At 43.5% G+C, this 18,259-nt stretch carries 21 protein-coding genes; 2 read left to right on the forward strand and 19 right to left on the reverse strand.

What is annotated here, in order from left to right:
* Positions 1-130 precede the first annotated feature (130 nt).
* The 15 genes from hag to degS form a co-directional block, all read right to left on the reverse strand.
* Complete coding sequence (hag, locus tag BTA30_RS10090) at positions 131-988, reverse strand: flagellin Hag (protein WP_076761125.1); 858 nt, start codon at positions 986-988, stop codon at positions 131-133.
* Positions 989-1,122: 134 nt separating this feature from the next.
* Complete coding sequence (gene csrA, locus BTA30_RS10095; protein WP_076761126.1) at positions 1,123-1,347, reverse strand: carbon storage regulator CsrA; 225 nt, start codon at positions 1,345-1,347, stop codon at positions 1,123-1,125.
* Positions 1,341-1,772, reverse strand: coding sequence for a flagellar assembly protein FliW (fliW, locus tag BTA30_RS10100; RefSeq protein WP_076761127.1), 432 nt, complete (start codon positions 1,770-1,772; stop codon positions 1,341-1,343). The genes csrA and fliW overlap by 7 nt, the downstream gene beginning before the upstream one ends.
* A gap of 21 nt (positions 1,773-1,793) precedes the next feature.
* Positions 1,794-2,360 carry a DUF6470 family protein gene (locus tag BTA30_RS10105; RefSeq protein ID WP_076761128.1) on the reverse strand — a complete coding sequence of 189 codons (567 nt, stop codon included), beginning with the start codon at positions 2,358-2,360 and terminating at the stop codon, positions 1,794-1,796.
* Positions 2,361-2,409: 49 nt separating this feature from the next.
* Positions 2,410-3,321 (reverse strand): flagellar hook-associated protein FlgL, encoded by a 912-nt coding sequence (gene flgL, locus BTA30_RS10110; RefSeq protein ID WP_076761129.1) that lies wholly within the window; start codon positions 3,319-3,321, stop codon positions 2,410-2,412.
* Positions 3,322-3,331: 10 nt separating this feature from the next.
* Entirely contained in the window at positions 3,332-4,855 is a 1,524-nt protein-coding gene (flgK, locus tag BTA30_RS10115) for a flagellar hook-associated protein FlgK (protein ID WP_076761130.1), read from the reverse strand.
* A gap of 15 nt (positions 4,856-4,870) precedes the next feature.
* The gene (locus tag BTA30_RS10120) at positions 4,871-5,353 is read right to left on the reverse strand and encodes a flagellar protein FlgN (protein ID WP_076761131.1); all 483 of its coding nucleotides are present in this window, start codon (positions 5,351-5,353) and stop codon (positions 4,871-4,873) included.
* A 14-nt stretch (positions 5,354-5,367) separates the two neighbouring features.
* Positions 5,368-5,634 carry a flagellar biosynthesis anti-sigma factor FlgM gene (gene flgM / locus BTA30_RS10125; protein WP_076761132.1) on the reverse strand — a complete coding sequence of 89 codons (267 nt, stop codon included), beginning with the start codon at positions 5,632-5,634 and terminating at the stop codon, positions 5,368-5,370.
* 79 nt (positions 5,635-5,713) lie between these two features.
* Entirely contained in the window at positions 5,714-6,133 is a 420-nt protein-coding gene (locus tag BTA30_RS10130) for a TIGR03826 family flagellar region protein (protein WP_076761133.1), read from the reverse strand.
* A 58-nt stretch (positions 6,134-6,191) separates the two neighbouring features.
* Entirely contained in the window at positions 6,192-6,926 is a 735-nt protein-coding gene (locus tag BTA30_RS10135; protein WP_076761134.1) for a ComF family protein, read from the reverse strand.
* A complete protein-coding gene (gene comFB / locus BTA30_RS10140; protein WP_076761135.1) occupies positions 6,898-7,167 on the reverse strand; it encodes a late competence protein ComFB in 270 nt (89 codons plus the stop codon). The genes BTA30_RS10135 and comFB overlap by 29 nt, the downstream gene beginning before the upstream one ends.
* Positions 7,168-7,224: 57 nt before the next feature.
* Positions 7,225-8,613 (reverse strand): ATP-dependent helicase ComFA, encoded by a 1,389-nt coding sequence (locus BTA30_RS10145; RefSeq protein WP_076761136.1) that lies wholly within the window; start codon positions 8,611-8,613, stop codon positions 7,225-7,227.
* Positions 8,614-8,746: 133 nt separating this feature from the next.
* Positions 8,747-9,589, reverse strand: coding sequence for a DegV family protein (locus BTA30_RS10150; RefSeq protein ID WP_076761137.1), 843 nt, complete (start codon positions 9,587-9,589; stop codon positions 8,747-8,749).
* 118 nt (positions 9,590-9,707) lie between these two features.
* A complete protein-coding gene (degU, locus tag BTA30_RS10155; protein WP_003185730.1) occupies positions 9,708-10,397 on the reverse strand; it encodes a two-component system response regulator DegU in 690 nt (229 codons plus the stop codon).
* Between the two features lie 81 nt (positions 10,398-10,478).
* The gene (gene degS, locus BTA30_RS10160) at positions 10,479-11,636 is read right to left on the reverse strand and encodes a two-component sensor histidine kinase DegS (RefSeq protein ID WP_076761138.1); all 1,158 of its coding nucleotides are present in this window, start codon (positions 11,634-11,636) and stop codon (positions 10,479-10,481) included.
* A gap of 221 nt (positions 11,637-11,857) precedes the next feature.
* Here degS and BTA30_RS10165 point away from each other — a divergent pair, with 221 nt between their 5' ends.
* Together BTA30_RS10165 and BTA30_RS10170 are read left to right on the forward strand one after the other, a co-directional pair.
* Complete coding sequence (locus tag BTA30_RS10165; RefSeq protein ID WP_076761139.1) at positions 11,858-12,496, forward strand: YigZ family protein; 639 nt, start codon at positions 11,858-11,860, stop codon at positions 12,494-12,496.
* Between the two features lie 14 nt (positions 12,497-12,510).
* On the forward strand, positions 12,511-13,590 hold the full coding sequence (locus BTA30_RS10170; RefSeq protein ID WP_076761140.1) for an LCP family protein: 1,080 nt from the start codon (positions 12,511-12,513) through the stop codon (positions 13,588-13,590).
* A 67-nt stretch (positions 13,591-13,657) separates the two neighbouring features.
* On the opposite strand, the gene BTA30_RS10175 is transcribed toward BTA30_RS10170, so the two are convergent.
* The 4 genes from BTA30_RS10175 to tuaG all read right to left on the reverse strand — a co-directional run bounded on the left by BTA30_RS10175 (position 13,658) and on the right by tuaG (position 18,248).
* Complete coding sequence (locus BTA30_RS10175) at positions 13,658-14,956, reverse strand: Kelch repeat-containing protein (RefSeq protein ID WP_076761141.1); 1,299 nt, start codon at positions 14,954-14,956, stop codon at positions 13,658-13,660.
* Positions 14,957-15,085: 129 nt separating this feature from the next.
* Complete coding sequence (locus tag BTA30_RS10180; protein WP_076761142.1) at positions 15,086-16,150, reverse strand: glycosyltransferase family 4 protein; 1,065 nt, start codon at positions 16,148-16,150, stop codon at positions 15,086-15,088.
* A 130-nt stretch (positions 16,151-16,280) separates the two neighbouring features.
* Positions 16,281-17,462, reverse strand: a complete 1,182-nt coding sequence (gene tuaH / locus BTA30_RS10185) for a teichuronic acid biosynthesis protein TuaH (protein WP_076761143.1) — start codon at positions 17,460-17,462, stop codon at positions 16,281-16,283.
* Between the two features lie 27 nt (positions 17,463-17,489).
* Positions 17,490-18,248 carry a teichuronic acid biosynthesis protein TuaG gene (tuaG, locus tag BTA30_RS10190; protein WP_076761164.1) on the reverse strand — a complete coding sequence of 253 codons (759 nt, stop codon included), beginning with the start codon at positions 18,246-18,248 and terminating at the stop codon, positions 17,490-17,492.
* Positions 18,249-18,259 lie beyond the last annotated feature (11 nt).

Below are 18,259 nucleotides of genomic sequence, written 5' to 3' on the forward strand. Positions count from 1 at the left end.
TATTACCCTTCTTTCATACATATGCTGTTCGTTCTAACAAATTCCCACCCCAAAAAGGTTAACTTAGACAGAAAATTTATTTAAATACAATAAAAAAGACCTTAGCAAAAGCCAAGGTCTTTTTAAGCAATTAACGAAGCAATTGAAGCACGTTTTGCGGCTGTTGGTTCGCTTGAGCAAGCATCGCTTGAGAAGCTTGAGAAAGGATGTTGTTCTTCGTGAACTCACTCATTTCTTTCGCCATGTCAACGTCACGGATACGAGACTCAGCAGCTGTTAAGTTCTCACCAGAAGCCCCAAGGTTGTTGATTGTGTGCTCTAGACGGTTTTGTACCGCACCAAGCTTCGAACGTTGGTCTGATACTTTTTTAATAGCGTCGTTAACGGACTGTAATGCAGGATCGAATGTTGCTGCAGTTCCGTCAAATGTAGAAACATCAAGAGCGTTAACTCCAAGAGCAGTAGCGTCCATGCTGTCGATGTTGACTCTCATTTGTTGTGTAACGTTCGCTCCAATTTGGAATGTAAGGTCAGCAGTACCAGAAGCAAAGTCACCATTTAACAGTTTTTTACCGTTAAATTCTGTACGATCGGAAATACCGTTTGCGTTGGCTCCGCCACCGATTTCTTCAATAAGTGAAGAAATTTCATCTTGGATAGCTGTAAGGTCTTCTCCTTGTTGCGTTCCTGTGTTTCCAGCTTGAACAACTAGTTCACGCATACGTTGAAGGATCGCATGAGTTTCAGTTAATGCACCCTCAGCCGTTTGAATAAGAGAGATACCGTCTTGAGCGTTTTTAGAAGCCATCTCTAAACCGCGGATTTGTCCTCTCATTTTTTCAGAGATTGCCAGACCAGAAGCGTCATCTCCAGCACGGTTGATACGAAGACCAGAAGAAAGTTTCTCCATGTTCTTTTGGCTTGAAGTGTTGTTTGCAGACAAACGGTTCAGCGTGTTAAGCGCCGCAATGTTGTGGTTGATTCTCATTGTGTGTTTCCTCCTTGAAATGTGTTTGATTGCACGTCCATGTGCATTTTTTGAAGCATTCAGGCTGTCCTTCCTGCTACATACTTAATATCGGAATGGCCTTCAAATTGTTTAGAGAAAACATAAAAAAATCCTCACTTTTTTTGTGAGGATAGTTTCGCCAGCAGCTCACTTGAAATGGAAGCGGCCCGATTGTTTTCTTCCTGAATCGACAAATAGATTTCCTTGCGGTGAATATCGATATGCTTTGGTGCCTCAATGCCGATTTTCACTTGGTCTCCGTCAACGGCAATGATTTTCACCTCGATGTCGTCTCCGATTTGAATCGCTTCATTGAGTTTGCGGGTTAAGACTAGCATGCTCCCCCTCCTATCGGATGCTTCGTTTGATAAGGAGAGTCATGCAAAGTGACTTGTTTGGCCAGCATTTTTTTGCGGTTCACAACGATCGGCGCAATCAAATTAGCCGTTGATTTCTCAAATGGCTCTTCTATCGTTAAAATTGCCATCACTTCAACGTCTTCTGCGGATTCAATTTCCAGAAGCTCAACTGTCGTTTCATCGAGATCAAAGCCGTAATCTTTGAAGAAGATGAACGGACTTGCAACAATAAAGGCGAGCTCTTCCGTTTGCACCGACTGAAGAACTATAAACGGAGAATCTTCCGACAGCGGCAGGATGACAAACTTCTTCTCATCTGTAAAACCGGGCAGACCGTTTTCAAAAACAATCATCTGCTCTTCTTGAATTTGCGTTTCACCATGATATTTCGTTTTAATGATCATTGTTCACGATCCTTTGCTGTTTTACTTTTGTGTTGGATATTCCACATCTATTTTTACCTCTGGATATTGAAGCATGTCAACCTTCACACTGCCCGGCGTATATTCAACAATCGGTTTATTCGGCTTTACATCAATAACAGGTTTATGAGGTGTCACTTCAATATTCACTTTAGCTGGTTCATATGCGATTTTCACTCGATCAAAAGACGGAGTAAAATGAACACCGATTTGAATCGGCTCAGGCTCGCTGTTTCGCCTCGCCTGGTCTGCGATCGGATCGCCCTGGATTTCAATCCGCATCATTTCGTCCCCTTCTTCTGCCGTTCTCGCCACCCCGTCAAGCCAATCCTGATAGCCTTGCTGGGCAGCTTCTTCAATTCTTTTGAAAACGTGTTTCCTGTCTAAGTCTTCCCAAGCTTTCGTCTGGTCAATCGTAAGCTTTGAAGGTGCGGTTGTGATCTCCAGTTCGGCTGGCGGCTGCTCAATATTCAAATCGGCATGCGGCTGTTCCATTTTCAAGTCCGGGGGCGTCGTTGTTAAACCGATGCGGCCAGGGATGTTTTGCATGATCAACCTCGGCATCTGCATGCTATGTACCTCCTTCTGTTGAAAAAAAGCAACTCCAATAGAGTCGCTTTTATCTTAAAAAGTCAATTAATGTCGGCTGAACAATTTTCGCGTTTACGGAAAGCGCTGCTCTGTGAACGCTTTGCTGGGTAATAAAATCTGTAATGACTTTCTCAAGCTCAACATCTTCGTTATCTGACAACACTTTTGTGGAAGTCTCTTCCTGCGCACTTAACCTTGTATTGATTAATTCAAGCCGGTTGTACCGCGCGCCTATATCAGACCGCTCTGCACTCATCTGTTCAGTGAATTGGTCAATATCTGCTAAAAGATCGTCCATGCCGTCCAGTGAACCCGAGTTCAAAGCAGATTCAAGGGAATTGAGCATTTCAAAGACATTTTGCCCGCTGTCTGATTGTCCGCCGAAAGCTGAAATCGGATTGGCGTTCACCTTTAATGATGCATTAGGAGAAACATTAATGTTTACGTCAGAAGCACTTGTATAGTTTTCAAAATTATACGTATAAGAGCCGTCCGCATTTTTCACGATCGGAGTGACATCTGAGTTCGTTCCATTGAAGAGGTAGCGTCCATTGACCTGCGCATTGGCAATTTGAATCAGCTGATCTTTTAATTGGCCGATTTCAACGCCGATCGCCTCCAGCTCTTCTTCGCCGTTTGTATCATTTTGGGCCTTAACGGTCAGTTCCCTGACTTTCGCCATGACATCAATGCCTTCAGTAATATTTGTTTCCGTGTTTTCAAGCCATGTAAAAGCTTGCGAGGTATTGCTTTGATATTGCTTCACCTGTGACAATTGCGTATTGTATTTCAGACTTTTCATCGCGACAACCGGATCGTCTGACGCCTTTGTGATCTTTTTTCCCGATGAAATCTGTGATTGAAGATTATCCAGCTTTCCGTAGCTGGAATTGATGTATCGCAAAGAATTTTTTGCGATCATGCCTTGGGTTACCCGCATCGCTCATTACCTACCTTCCTACGACTCCCATGCCGTTAATAATCTTATCAAGGATTTCGTCCTGCAGTGTGATCATTCGCGCCGCTGCATTATAAGCGTGCTGGAATTGAATCATGTTCGACATTTCTTCATCCAGCGAAACCGCGCTCACCGACTGCCGGTTCAATTCAGCTGTATTGAGAAGTGTTTCTGTATTTTTGGCCAGCCGGTTTACTTCCTGTGACTGCACGCCCATTTCCCCGATGATGCCCGCATAATAGTCTAAAACAGACGTTGTTTTTTCACCGATTTGAAACTTTTTCGTAAAGACCGCCGCCAGGTTTGTCGCATTTGAGTTGTCACTCGTCTCACCGTTCAGCGATGCGGCGATATTTTCCCCTTTCGATTCCATGATATCGTCGGCCACTTTGATTTTTGCGGCGGCTCCTTTGGCAGGCTCAGCCTCTCCGCCGATAAACTCAAAGAACTCCCCTCCCGGATCGCCGGAATAGGTAAAACCATTTTGATGGACTGCGTTGAATTCTTTGGCGAAAGCGAGGGCCATTTCGTCAAGGTTGGCAAGCATTTCAGGATATGTACCCTTCTCTTCGCCATTAGACATGTAGCCGTAAGACTCGATTAATCCCAGCAAAGAACCTTTGCTGGTAAATGAATCTATGCCGATGTCCGTGCCGCCGATTGAAACGCTTGTCACAAGATCAGTGTCATTGTCGTAGTTGACTTTCACATCCGCAGTTGAGAAATTTGGTCCGTCAAGAATCTTGCCGAGTGACTGGCCATTGCTGTCAAGAATTTCGACGGAAGCAATTCCTTGAGCCGTCGCCAGCGAATTGCCGCCTGATTTATCGTAGCTGACTTTAATATTGACCATTGAAGACAGCTGATCAAGCAGCATATCCCGCTTATCATACAAATCATTCGGCAAATAGCCGTTCGGCTCGACCTTAGCAATTTGGTCGTTCACACTGTTCAGCTGTGAAAGCACAGAATTAATCGACATGACGTCCTGTTCAATCTGATCCCCCAAATTGGTCTGGACGGTTGTCAATGATTCATGCAATTGATTAAATGTCTCGGCGACCGCCTTTCCTTTTTGGGCGACAACCGACCGCGCGCTTGGTTCATGTGCATTATTCGTTAATTCCTGAATCGAATTCCAAAATGAGTTGAGAACACTGTTCAAGCCGCTGCCATTCAGCTCATTCATAATACCTTCCATTTGATGAAAAGCATCGACTTTCGCATTATAATAACCGCCCTTTGTGTTCTGCGTCCGGTATTGATAGTCGAGAAAGCTGTCCCTGATTCGCTCAACAGATCCGACCTCGACGCCTGTCCCCATCTGTCCCGCAAGTCCGATAGAATTTCTTGATACCGTCGGATAAGGCGTTGTCGATTCAAATGTGACACGCTGCCTTGTATAGCCTTCCGTGTTGGCGTTTGAGATGTTGTTTGACGTGACGCTTAAAGCTGATTGCTGTGCGGACAATCCTCTTTTGGCGATTTCCAGCCCTAAAAAAGTTGGATTTGTCATCTTTTTCACTCCGTTCTATGCTTTTGAGTCGAATAAAGAAAGCCGTTTTGATCCTCCCAATTGGTTCGGCCGCGGCTCTTTTTCATAGTTCGTACCGCCTTCTTTCGGAAGAAGCATATCAAATGTGAGCGAGATGAATTGAAGCGACTGAAACGTCAGCTGCTTATTCAAGTCGTTCACGTCTTTTAAACGGATGAGAAGCTGCGAGAGCTTAGCGAACAGCTGCTCGAGCGTCTTTTTTTCACTGCCCCCAGCCTCGCTGATACATGTGCTGATGGTGACACCTGAACGGCCGAGGCAAGCCTCGGTTGCTTCAATGCGGGACTGCTCCGTTTGTTCAATCGCCTGCACATACTTTTGTTCTTTCGTCACGATTTCTGAAAGTGCCTTTATTTCATTTGTCTTCAGCGCCTCCGTTTTTTGTTCGGAAAGCGCCAGCAGATGCTCATGCAGGACGCATAAGCGCTCCAGCTCTTCAATCACCCGTTTCACTGAAATGTCTTCCTCCTTCCTTACTGCTGCTTATAAAAATTGACCATTTTTTCAGCTATGCCTTTTCCGTCTATTTGGTATGCACCGTTTTCTACGGCTGCTTTAAGCTGAGCAATTTTTTCCTGGCGCTCCTTCATTAAATCAGGGCCTTTTTGCAGCTCTTTCGCCTTTGCAGAAATTTCAACTTTATCTTCCTGCTGGGCTGCTGCCTGTGAAGTGACCGTTTGTTTTTCAAAGGATTTATGATAAGGATGAACAGATTGTGTTCCATATTGATTGATCTTCATGGGATTCCTCTCACTTTCCGTCATAGTTATCTATGATCATACTCATTTTATCGTCTGAGCTTCAAGTTAGTTTAGGAAATCAATCATTTTTAGGCTGAAAGGTGTAGTACGTGCCTTTTGAACTATTCTTTCTCTCTTTTTCAAGCTGCTCCAATTGGTCTAATTGACTCATCTGCGATGCCAAATCCTCATCACACGACTTGCAATACCGGCCTTCCCGAATGAGGGTGCCGCATCTTTCACAAGGATAGCCGAGATTCGGAAAATTAGAGATCTGGATTCGTTTCTGTCTGATAAATTTCAGAATCAGCTCTTCCTCAACTTCAGTTTTTTCTACAATTTGTATCATTGTAGACTGGCGGTTTTCCTGTTTCTTAAGAAATTTATAAACCTTTTCAAATGAACGTTCTTCTTCTTTGAGGCATGAATGGCAAACGGTTTGAAAACTGCTTTTCATAAACAATGCATTACATCTTGGACAATTCGCCAATTGATTCATAAACTTTGACCCCTATCCTTAAATTCTATTTTTTATATCGGCAGGGAAAAGAAATGATTTAGCTTCTAATTAATGTGTAAGATGATACCAAATCTGCTTCTCCGTCAACCTTCAGACACCTCGCTGCATGGTGGAGTGTCGCGCCTGTTGTATACAAGTCATCAATCAGTAAGACGCTCAGGCCTTTCACAGATCCTTTGTCTGTTTTAAAGACCGTTTTCTCCTTCAAACGTTCTGCTCTGCTTTTTTTGGATTGTTTTTCATTTTCCGTTCTGATCAACGGGTGAAGAACAGGCCTTTTTAATAATGAAGCAAGCCGCTCTGCCTGATTGAAGCCTCTTTCGATTTTGCGTTCTTCGCTTAGGGGAATCGGTACTAAAGCGAAGCGGGTTTGGCGGAAGTGTTTTTGGAAGGTGCGGATAAATGAGGGAGCAAAAGCGGAGACAAGTGCGGCATCGCCTCTGAACTTAAACCGGGAGAGCGTTTCTTTCATAAAAGAGTTGTAAAGGTATACGGAGCGGTTTTGCTGAAGAAGCGAGCCCGTTTTCGCATCAGCTTCCCATTTGAAACAGTCCCTGCACAGCTTTTCATTGTCTTGCGGCCTGCCGCATTTACGGCATACAGTTCCTTTGATCTCGATAAAGCTCTCTTTACATTCTCCGCATATTTTTTCTTCCGCATGCAAAAAGAACAAGGCATGCCATGAAAGAGAATGTGAAAGAGGCGCTTCACAGATTAAACAATTCAGGTTATGCTCTTCCTTTCTATTTGTTTTCGCAATGCGGGTTATCATTCACCTTTCTGGCGGCTTCAGCCAGGGTGACAAGCATGGATGTATTTTTTTGTTTGTCTACAAGCTCTGCTTTAATGTAAGTCAGCTTCGACTCATCTGTAACATATTGCGGTTTAACTGCATTTAAAGCAAGTGCGAGCACATCTTCTTTGCACCTTTTGCACATGCAGCTCATGTGCAGCTGATCAATATACTGATCAAATAATTCTTCCATAACAGCTTCTTTCGCATTGACTAGCATTTCGGCACCGCTCCTCAATTTTTCATATTATGAGTATACTGTACCATGATTATTAGACTAGTCAATCAATTTTTCCTTTTTAGCCAATTTATTCATATTTCGAATATGGCGTCGGGCCGCATTCATGCTTGCGGTTTTGCCGAAGTGAAAAAAACAGACGTCTCCTTCTGTAAATTGCGGGTGTCTGCCCGCTCTGCCGGCCATTTGGACAAGCGCGCTCTCGGTGAAGACCGCTGACTCCGCACCCAGTACGCCTACCTGAGCTTTTTTAACCGTGACCCCTCTTTCCAAAATGGTTGTCGCCACTAAAACATCAAGCTTTTCTTCTCTAAACGAGTTCACTTTTTCATTTCTGTCAGGGTCATCAGCATGAACGCCTTCGGCCTGAAATTGACCTTTTTTCAGCAGGCTGACAGCCGATTTAAGCGCTGGAATTGAGGGCACAAATAAAAAAACCGGCTGCTGCAGTTCTTTATGTTTGAAAAGCCATCTCTTAACGGGGAATGGCAGTATTTCTCTGCTGAGATACCGCTTCCAGTTTCCGCACCATTTAAATGCCGGCTCAGGCAATGGCCTCCGATGGTATCTGGCAGGAATCTGAATGGTCCGCAGCCTTCCGTTTTCTGCGTTCCGCTTCATTTGTTCTGACGGGGTGGCTGTTAAGTAGATACGGGTGCTCTGCGGTTTCCGCGATTTTTTCACGGCGTATTGCAGTGTTTGATCAATAGCGTATGGAAAAGCGTCGACTTCATCAATGATGATCACGTCAAATGCTTCTTTATACCGGAGCAGCTGATGAGTGGTTGAAATGACAAGTGGCGAAAGGGTTCCATTGTCTGTACTCCCCCCGTACAAAGCAGCAATTCGCACACTTTGAAAAGCTTGATGAAACCTCGGAGCAAGTTCGAGAACCACATCTGTTCTCGGAGTGGCGATACATACTCTCAAGCCTTTGTTCAGAGCGAATTCGATCCCTTGAAACAGAAGCTCTGTTTTGCCTGAACCGCAAACTGCCCAGATCAAAAGCTCCTCTTTTTTGCGTATGGCTTCTACAATAGACCTGGCCGCTTTTTCCTGACCAGCCGACAGCTCACCTTTCCATTCCATTTGAACGGGCGCACATCCATGCCGGCCATTCCCATTCCAAGTCAAAAGAGGCGTACATTCGCTCACCCTGCCCATCATCACGCAAGATCGGCAGTACACGCAATTTTTATTGCACCTATAACAAGGATATCGGGCGAAAAATGATCGTTCGCGCTGACCGCACCTCAAGCAAATAAAGCCTCTTTTCGTCTTTTTGATCGATTCCTCGGCTTTTATCAGATCGTTTTGGATATGCCAATCAATAACACGTTCAGGAAAAGGCAGCTCACTTTTCAGAAGATGGCGCACCTCCAAACGGGATTGCAATTCGCGGGAATAAGAGGATGCCGGGTGTTCGATTTGGGATCACCTCCAATCTATGATTCAGTATCTATCATCCACGTTTTCTTGTAAAATTGGCAAAATCGAAAAATAACCTCTTTAAAACGATCGAAAAAGAAAAAATCCCCGTTTTTAAAACGGAGACTGGCTTTTATACGATATACCAGGCGATGCCCATCGCCCCTTCACCAAGGTGGGTCCCGATCACAGGACCGAAATAGCTTTTGTAAAATTCGACATGAGGATATTGCTTTGACAGTTCTTCTATGATCTGATCGGCTTCTTCATCGCGATTGGCGTGAATCACAACGGCTCTCAGCGGTTTGCCTTTTTCTGCATCCTCGCCAAAAAGCTCATACAGGCGGTTTAACGCTTTTTTTCTCGTTCGGATTTTTTCAAAGGGAACGATCAGCTTGTTCTCAAAATGCAAAATCGGTTTTACTTTTAAAAGGCTTCCGACAAAAGCCTGGGCGCCGCTCAGCCGTCCTCCTCTTTGCAGGTGCGAGAGGTCGTCAACCATAAAATAAGCCCTCATTGAAGTTTTCATATGCTCCAAATGGCTGAGGATCTCTTCAGGGGCTGTGCCTTTTTCCGCCATCTCAGCCGCTTCGATCGCGTAGAAGCCCTGGGCCATGCAGCTGATTTCTGAATCAAACGGATATACTTTGATTTCATCAAGCATGCCATCTGCTGATACGGCGCTGTTAAACGTTCCGCTGATCCCGCTTGATAGATGGATGCTGATGACCGCGTCATATGTTTCACCCAGCTTTTCATATAGTGAGATCAATTCGCCGTACGCCGGCTGAGAAGTCGTCGGGAGACTTTCATGAGCTTTTACTTCTTTGTAATAGTCCTTCCAGCTCATATCAATCTCTTCCTTGTACGAAGCCTCTCCAAAAATAACGTTAAGCGGTATCATATGAATATGGTAGCGGTCCCGCAGTTCTTTTGGTATATAAGCTGTACTGTCTGTTACTACTGCTGTTTTCATGAAATAAACCTTCCTTATGAAAGATACTCTTTTCTATTTTAAAAGAAAAGCAGCCGCTTTTCATTAAAAAGTTTGATTTTCAAAAAAAGAAAAGACCTGCCTGATGGCAAGTCCACTACTATCTCATTTCTACCCAGCCATTTTTAATGGCCACAACGACCGCTTGAGTTCTGTCGTTCACATTCATTTTTTGCAAGATGTTGCTGACATGGTTTTTAACCGTTTTTTCACTGATAAATAATGATTCGCCGATGCCGCGATTGCTCTTTCCGTCTGCAAGCATCTGTAAAACCTCGCATTCCCGTCTCGTGAGAATGTGCAGCGGTCTGCGAATTTCCGGATACACTTCATGCTGAGCGTGTGATGAAACACCGCTCGTTGCCAGACGGCGAAATTCGTTGACAAGATTATGCGTTACCTTAGGATGAAGGTAAGATCCGCCTTCAGCCACTACTTTTACAGCTTCAATCAGTGTATCAGCGTCCATTTCTTTCAGCAGATAACCGCGGGCACCTGTTTTTAATGCATGTGTTACATAGTTTTCGTCGTCATGAATGGATAAAATAATAACCTTTGATTCCGGGTACAGATCGACCAGCTGTTTTGTCGCTTCTACTCCGTTTACATTCGGCATATTAATATCCATGATCACAACATCAGGATGATAGTGCTCGACAATGCGAGCCGCTTCATCACCGTCGTCTCCTTCAGCTACTACCTCAAAGGTAGGTTCGAAGTCCAAAATCCGTTTTACACCTTCACGGAATAACTGATGATCGTCAATAATTACAATATTTACTTTAGTCACAAGCTACGCCTCCCCATTATCATTGTTCTATACACCGCTTTTATGGTCAATATGTCTTTTGTCTCTATTTTACAGTTATGTTCACAAAGAAAGCGGAACTTTGATCAAAATAAATGTCCCGAGACCTATTTTCGAATCTATTGTCATTGAACCTTCGAGCAAATCGACTCTCTCTTTCATACCCAACAGACCAAAAGATTTGTTTTTCTTCCCTTTCACTTCTTTTAAATCAAAACCGGTTCCATTGTCTTTGATGATCAATGTAACAAAATCTTTTGTCACTTCTACTTTAACATGAATCTCATCTGATTCGGAATGTTTCAGAGCATTTGTGACCGCTTCTTGGGCAAGCCGGAAAAGAGCGACCTCAAATCTCGGCGCTATTCGTCTTTCTTCAGATTCACCGATGCATTGGAAATGAATTTTAGCTTTCCCATGATAATCTTCGATCGTATTCAGATATTTTCTGAGCGTCGGAATCAGTCCTAAATCATCCAATGCCATCGGCCTTAAATCATAAATAATCCGTCTGACTTCATAGAGGGCATTGCGAACGTTTTGGCGGAGGTTTCTGATTTCCTGAAATCCTTCTTCTGTCCCTTTGTCCCTGAAGATGCGCTCAATCAATTCCGACCTCATCATGACATTGGCCAGCATTTGCGCAGGCCCGTCGTGTATTTCGCGCGAGACTCTTTTTCTTTCTTCCTCCTGCGCTTCAATAATCCGCAAACCGAAATCCTGTTTGGCCTGCGCATCTTCCAAGAGAACGCCTACCTGACGAAGATCTTGATTTAAATAGTTTAAGACGACGGTAATCTGGCTGACAAGCCCTTCGGAACGCTCAATGATTTCCTGAAGGCCTAAAAGGCGCCGCTCTAAATCATCCCGCTTTTCTCTCAGCTGTTTTTCCCGCTGCTGAATCATCGTCAGTTCCACTTGCAGTTTGTGCGCTTTTTCATAAGCTTCGCGAATCTCTTCTTCACTGAATTTATGAAAGTTTCGGCTGACCTCTGACAAACGGTTTCGCGCATGCCGGGCATGCACCTCCAGCCTGTCTCCGAGATCGATGACTTCGTTGACTTGCTGCTTAATCTGCTTCAGCTCTTCTACCAAGCCTTCATATTGCTGACGGGATTGTTCGCCGATTTGAAAGACTTCATCCTTGCTCCCGTCGACCGTTTTTAACATCTTCATAATGATTGAATCTAAGACTTTGGAGTCCATTTTGGAAACACTCACCCATTTTCCCTCCGTAACAGCATTGTCATGTAGTTTTATCATAATTTTCATTGAACTGAAATTCGTGTCGAATTATAATGAAAGAATGCGTATTCTGTTTTTTTTGGTTTTTTTATGGTTTTCCATCCTTATCTATTTCATCATAACAAAATACGCGTCAAAATTCTAAGTCTGTTCGTTTTTTATGAACAGCCTCATGGCTTGTCAGGAGGTAAACGGGCATGCTGCAAAGCTATCTCACAGTTTCCGGGAAAGGGACGCATGAAATCGTGATTGAAAAATCCCGGTTCATTTGTCATCTGAGCCGCGTCAGTACTGAAGAAGAAGCGCAAAATTTTATTCATGACATAAAAAAGCAACATTGGAATGCCACTCATAATTGTTCAGCTTACGTCATAGGAGAAAACGATCAAATTCAAAAAGCAAACGATGACGGTGAACCGAGCGGAACAGCGGGAGTTCCGATGCTTGAAGTATTAAAAAAACGCAATTTGAAGGATACATGCGCTGTTGTTACGCGATACTTCGGCGGAATTAAACTCGGCGCCGGAGGTTTGATACGTGCTTACGGAAAATCTGTATCAGAAGGCCTGAACAATGTCGGAATCGTCGAACGCAAACTGATGCGGGTGATGCACACCACGGTCAGCTACACATGGATCGGGAAGCTGGAAAACGAGCTACGGGAGTCCCCTTATCAAATAAAAGAAGTACACTATGCCGACGAAGTTGAATTCGAAACTTATGTAAAAGAAAATGAAAAACAAGTATTTACTGAGTGGATAACCGAATTAACTAATGGCAAGAGTGAGAATAGGGAAGGCATTCAGGTCTATTTGGAAGAAGCTTTTAATAATTAAAGGAGAATTATCATATGGCTGAGCGTATAAAAGTGAGAGTGCGGAAAAAGAAGAGTAAAAAAAAGAAGCTGGTCAAACGATTGATTGTCCTTATGCTGCTCGCACTTCTCGTGGTTGGCGGAGTGGGCGTATATAAGATTTTCAACACGATCTCTGCTGCTGACGGCACTTATGAAGAGCTGGAACGGGGAGAAAAATCAAAGCTCCGCGATGAAGTCGTCGATATTAAGAAAAAGCCTTTTTCTATTCTTTTTATGGGAGTGGAGGATTATTCGACGAACGGGGAGCACGGACGAGCGGATTCCCTGATTGTCGTCACGCTTGATCCGAAGCAAAAAACGATGAAAATGCTCAGTATTCCAAGGGATACAAGAGTTCACCTGTCCGGTGACACAACCGGTACAAAAACAAAAATCAATGCGGCCTATGCCAAAGGCGGCAAAGAAGAAACAATTGAAACGGTTGAGGATTTCTTAGGCATCCCGATCGACTATTATGCAACGGTCGATTTTGACGGTTTCAAAGACGTGATCGACGAAATCGGTGGAATCGATGTTGATGTGCCGTTTGACTTTGATGAAAAAAGCGATGTTTCCAAAACGAAGCGAATCTACTTCAAAAAAGGCAATATGCATTTAAATGGCGAGGAAGCATTGGCCTACGCCAGAATGAGAAAGCAGGATAAACGAGGAGACTTCGGCAGAAACGACAGGCAGAAGCAAATTCTAAAAGCGGCGCTCGACCAAGTTTTCCAGCCGCAAAACCTTGCCAAAATCGATACGATCGCCCAAAAAGCAAGCAAGAATATTGAAACGAATTTTAGAATTACACAGGCGCTGGCTCTTCAGCAAATTTACAGCGGCTTTGAAGGCAATGATATTGAAACATTAAGTATTACTGGACAAGACCTTACGCTTGCCAATGTGTACTATTTTGAACCGGATGAACAAAACCTTGCGAACGTTCAAAGCGAACTGACCCATCATCTCTACCCGGATTCAACCGCTGATTCAAGCGATTCGTCGTCCGACAGCTCAGACACAACCGCCGATGGGACGGATGGTTCTGCAGATGCTTCTGTGTCTTCTTATTAATTGATAGAAATTGATAAAACCTCTTGAAAACTGATAACAGTTTTCAAGAGGTTTTTTACGTTCAACATTATTCTTTATATTTATTGACTTCAAACATCAAAATATTCTTAAAAACGACATAATCCTTTTTGCTCTCAAACGGTCCTTTATTGTTGTCGTGTTCATCAATTTCATAAAAACCCGGGCCCTCGCCTGCATCTCTTTGCTTGTACCATTTCAAGAAAGCATTCACTTCTTTCATGGAAAGCTGGTATTCCTTTTGAAGGCCGTTTACCATGGTGATGACAAGCAGTGCGTTTCCTTCTTCTGACTGGTCTTTGTCATCTGTGTTGCCCGGGTTTTCACCATTGCTTGAATCGTTATCATTGCCCGGTGTTGTACCGGTGTCTGGATTATTTGCATCATCCAAAGAAAACATTTCGACAGACTTTAATATGCGGGTTTTAAATTTTACCTGGCTGCTTCCGCCTATGACGTACAAATCATTCCCAACAGCGACTGTCGAAGCTCCAGACCGTTCATGCTGCAGACTAGGAATTTCGTCAACTGTATCAGTTGCAGGATCATACACCTGGACTCTTGCAGTAACATCCCATAATGTAGAAGCTCCCCCACCAAGGTAGATTTTTTTCCCAACGACTGCTGCAGCAAATATATTAGTAGTGCGAAATTTTAATTTTCTTTTCTTAGCCCAGCTATCTGACTTAGAATCATATTCATAAATCCAATCATGAAAGTTATCTATTTTGCCGCCACCCATAAGATATATTTTACCATCTACAGACGCTGCAGCAGTTCCCTTATAGTAATTAATTTTATCATTCTTCTTTTCCCATTGTTTTGTGTTTGCATTATATGCAAAGTGTCCGAGTTGAATATCTGTTTTTCCCATAAATAAATGAATTGTATCATCTACTACAGCTGCAGAGACTAGATAATCATAGCTTTTTATAGGAACATCAGGGCCCGTTTCCCAAGTGTCCTTTTTGGGATCATAGATTTCAACCTTTTGTGAATTATCTTTTCTCACTCCATTTGTAGTCGTTCCACCAATTACATAAATTTTTTCATCAACTACCGCCACTGCAGCCCCAGCTCTTTGAGTGGGAATATCCGCCTTTTGCGTCCACTCATTTGTTTTAGGATCATAAACAAATGTTGTATTTGTCGCTACACTTTTCGATCCAAATCCGCCAATCACATAAATCTTCCCATCAACAACAGCAGTAGCCGCGGCACTTCTGGCCTCCGGTAAATCAGCTTTACTTACCCAGCTTTTCCCGCTGTTTTCCTCTGCTGACGCACTTCCAAACGGCGCCAAAACAGCTGAAAACAGAATTACAAACATTAAGAACAGCTTTTTCACAAAAAACACTCCTTATATAAAATATTTCACCCTTTCCTTTATCGTCTAATCTGACAGATATTTAACATTGGCTTCCATTTAAACGACAAAAAAACCTGATTTCAAAAATGAACGAAATCAGGTCTTTTCTCAATTCCTCTTCACCATCCGCCTGTAAAACTTCGTAAACGGCTTGTACTGCTCATTGACAAGGCCGGTCACCTCGGCGATGATCTGCATGAACAGGATCAATCCGAAGATGATGAAAATCGACATCCAGAGTGTCGCCGTTTTCAGAAGAATGGCGCTCAGGCTGAATACGACGCCGATTAAATAAATGACGATAACGGCTTTTCTGTGGGACAGTCCGAAGGCCATCAGTCTGTGATGGATATGTGATTTATCCGGGGCTGAAATCGGCTGCTTGTTCAAAATTCGCCGAATAATCGCAAAGGTCGTGTCAAAGATCGGCACTCCTAAAATGATGATCGGAATGACAACACTGAAGAGCGTCACGCTTTTATACAGTCCTAAAAGCGACAGGACGGAGATGACATAACCGAGAAAAAGAGATCCCGTGTCTCCCATGAAAATTTTCGCCGGGTGGAAATTATAGAAAAGAAAGCCCAGCGTGCTTCCGATGACGACTAAGGATAATGAAAAAATTAAAATTTTGTCGGCAGAAAAAGCCATGACGGCAATTGTCGAAAGGCCGATTACCGATATGCCGGCAGCAAGGCCGTCCAATCCGTCGATGAGGTTGATGGCGTTCGTCATCCCAACGATCCATAAAATCGTCAAAGGATATGCAAGCCAGCCTAAATCAAAGCGCAGCTCCCAAAACGGAATCGACAAAAACTCCATTTTCAGGCCGGTGCTGACAATCATGCAAGCCACTAATACTTGAACAATAAATTTGACTTTTGCGCTTAAATTATGTTTATCATCTATAATGCCTAAAATAACGATCATAAAGGCGCCGAGCGTAATAGCGGTTATTCTGTTTTCATATACGCCGCCGGCCAATGATCCGGCCAATACTCCTATAAATATGGCTAAACCGCCCATTCGCGGCATCACTTTATCATGTATTTTTCGATTATCGGGCTGATCGACGACCCCGGTTTTAACTGCTAATCGTTTAACAAGCGGAGTGATGATTAAAACGGTAATTAGAGAGACAAAAAACGCAATAATCGTGCGTTCATAAGACATAAAGAAGTCTCCTTTTTAAATGATGTCTAGTCTTATAAAAGATAGGTCATACTTTTCATTATACAATCTCATTATTTATTATAACAAGCTCCGGCCAAAAGAAACATCATAAATTAAAATCCGCCGCAAACTAAGCACGTTCATTCAGATTTAGTTTTCCAATCATTGTATGAAATAAATGGTGCCAATCTTTTTCGCGCGCCGTCTTCTTGCGAAGTTCGATATGGGAAGGGTCGTCATGCGAAGACTCCAGCTCTTCACAAACATTCGTAAATGTCCCGGTGTCGCTTCCTGCGATATGCCGGTAAATATGTTCTTTCTGCACTTTTTCTGTCGATGGCAGGTTTAAGCCGACGACAGGCTTTCCAGCTGCTAAAAATTCAAACAGCTTTAAAGGAAATACCGCATTATTATAGCTCGATGGTTTATAGGGAATAATCCCAATATCAATCACATTCATGTAGGCCGGAACTTCCGATGGTGCTGCCGGCCCCGTCCATATGACATTTTCTTCCTTGAGAAGCTCTTTAAATTCCGGGTCGCCGTTTGTGCCGTCAGGACCGACAAATAAAAATGTCCAATCTTTTTTCGCCCTGGCGGCTTCTTTGACGAGCTTAAAATCAAGCTTCGGCTTAATTCCGCCAATAAAGCCCAGCACTGTTCCTTCTCTTCCGTTCAATACATCGGCTTTTTGATCATTCAATGTAAAAAGCTCGTACTCCACACCATTTTCGATCTTAAAAACCGGCTTTTCCTCTCCCTTTAGCCGGTTCTTTACATTTTGGCATAAGTATTCTGAAGTACAAAAAATCGTATCAGCCGCCTTGATGATTCTGCTTTCAGCTTCAAAAATCACCTTTTGCCTGAATGCCGATGCAATGTTTTGCTTTCCGCTGATCGGCGCCGCCCAAAGGTCACTGCAATCATAAATGACCTGGTCCCACTGATAAAGCGACGACAAAAGCGGAAAACCGGGGAATGTGTACCACAAACACACTTTTTCTCCGTGAACATCTGCTGTTAAATGCTCAAGCAGAAGCGCCAGCTTTTTTTTATAAAAAACGTCTTTATAGCGGCCAAACCTGAACACTTTCTTTTTCAGAAAATCCTTTACTGCAAATTGTTTGATTCCATTGTCAAGCACTGTAAATGTGTCTGAAGGAGCTTCTTCAGACGGACACACCCAAATGACTTCCTCCGTCTCCTGCTGCTTCGCTAAAAATTCCGCAAGACGATGCCTTCTGTATCTTAACTGATCCTGTCCCCACTCACCGGTCGCCACCACAACATGTATGACTTTTTCTGCTTTCACTTTCAATCACCTTTTCTGTCAATGCCGTTATAATCTCTTCATGACCGCATTCTTTGCATAATGGACAAAGCACCATGTCGCCTTCATCAAATGCAGGCGCTCAATTTCCCTGTACACATACCAGGTTTTTTGAGCGGCTTTCCACTTATTTCTCGAAATCGATGTATCGACAATCCGATATTCAGCCAAAGGCTCATTCAGTCCGTATGCTTTAAAACCCCGCTTTAAAACAGACAGCCATGTCGCTAAATCCTGCCGTGTTCTAATGTTCGGCATCTGAATGCCGCCCGTTTGTTCTCTGTCAAGCATGACTGTCAGACAGCCGATGATCGTATTTTTTAAAACATCGTCGTATGTGAGGCGTTCTGGCGCCTTGACCGTTTTATGAAGCGGCTCACCGTTTTGGCTGATCATTTCATAGGCCGTAAATGTAAAGGCATGCTGATGCTCTTTCATAAAGGCGAGCTGTTTTTCGAGCTTCTCTTTTTTCCAGATATCATCGCTGTCCAAAAAAGCGACATAACGCCCTTTCGCTTTGTTGAGCGCCGCATTCCGCGCTGCGGCCGCTCCTTGATTTTTCTCTAAATAAATGGCATGGATCCGTTCGTCTTCTTCTTCGCAGCTCTTCAAAATATCTCTTGTTCCATCTGTTGAGCAATCATCAGCAATGATCATTTCCCAGTCGGGAAAGCTTTGATTTATGACAGATTGAATGGTCTTCCCGATAAATTCCTCCGCGTTATAGGAAGGCGTTATGACAGAGATTAAAGGTTTTTGACTCGTCATGATCCTGATCC

Source organism: Bacillus swezeyi, assembly GCF_001969815.1.
Taxonomy (GTDB): Bacteria; Bacillota; Bacilli; order Bacillales; family Bacillaceae; genus Bacillus; species Bacillus swezeyi.

Excerpts from the sequence above, each read along its gene's own strand:
- csrA (WP_076761126.1), bottom strand. The coding sequence starts at position 1,347 with ATGCTAGTCTTAACCCGCAAACTCAATGAAGCGATTCAAATCGGAGAC.
- fliW (WP_076761127.1), bottom strand. The coding sequence starts at position 1,772 with ATGATCATTAAAACGAAATATCATGGTGAAACGCAAATTCAAGAAGAG.
- BTA30_RS10105 (WP_076761128.1), bottom strand. The coding sequence starts at position 2,360 with ATGCAGATGCCGAGGTTGATCATGCAAAACATCCCTGGCCGCATCGGT.
- BTA30_RS10170 (WP_076761140.1), top strand. The coding sequence starts at position 12,511 with ATGGCTGAGCGTATAAAAGTGAGAGTGCGGAAAAAGAAGAGTAAAAAA.
- BTA30_RS10130 (WP_076761133.1), bottom strand. The coding sequence starts at position 6,133 with ATGAATCAATTGGCGAATTGTCCAAGATGTAATGCATTGTTTATGAAA.
- BTA30_RS10150 (WP_076761137.1), bottom strand. The coding sequence starts at position 9,589 with ATGAAAACAGCAGTAGTAACAGACAGTACAGCTTATATACCAAAAGAA.
- comFB (WP_076761135.1), bottom strand. The coding sequence starts at position 7,167 with ATGCTAGTCAATGCGAAAGAAGCTGTTATGGAAGAATTATTTGATCAG.
- hag (WP_076761125.1), bottom strand. The coding sequence starts at position 988 with ATGAGAATCAACCACAACATTGCGGCGCTTAACACGCTGAACCGTTTG.
- flgL (WP_076761129.1), bottom strand. The coding sequence starts at position 3,321 with ATGCGGGTAACCCAAGGCATGATCGCAAAAAATTCTTTGCGATACATC.
- BTA30_RS10180 (WP_076761142.1), bottom strand. The coding sequence starts at position 16,150 with ATGTCTTATGAACGCACGATTATTGCGTTTTTTGTCTCTCTAATTACC.
- BTA30_RS10135 (WP_076761134.1), bottom strand. The coding sequence starts at position 6,926 with ATGATAACCCGCATTGCGAAAACAAATAGAAAGGAAGAGCATAACCTG.
- BTA30_RS10165 (WP_076761139.1), top strand. The coding sequence starts at position 11,858 with ATGCTGCAAAGCTATCTCACAGTTTCCGGGAAAGGGACGCATGAAATC.
- tuaG (WP_076761164.1), bottom strand. The coding sequence starts at position 18,248 with ATGACGAGTCAAAAACCTTTAATCTCTGTCATAACGCCTTCCTATAAC.
- flgM (WP_076761132.1), bottom strand. The coding sequence starts at position 5,634 with ATGAAGATCAATCAATATGGAACACAATCTGTTCATCCTTATCATAAA.
- flgK (WP_076761130.1), bottom strand. The coding sequence starts at position 4,855 with ATGACAAATCCAACTTTTTTAGGGCTGGAAATCGCCAAAAGAGGATTG.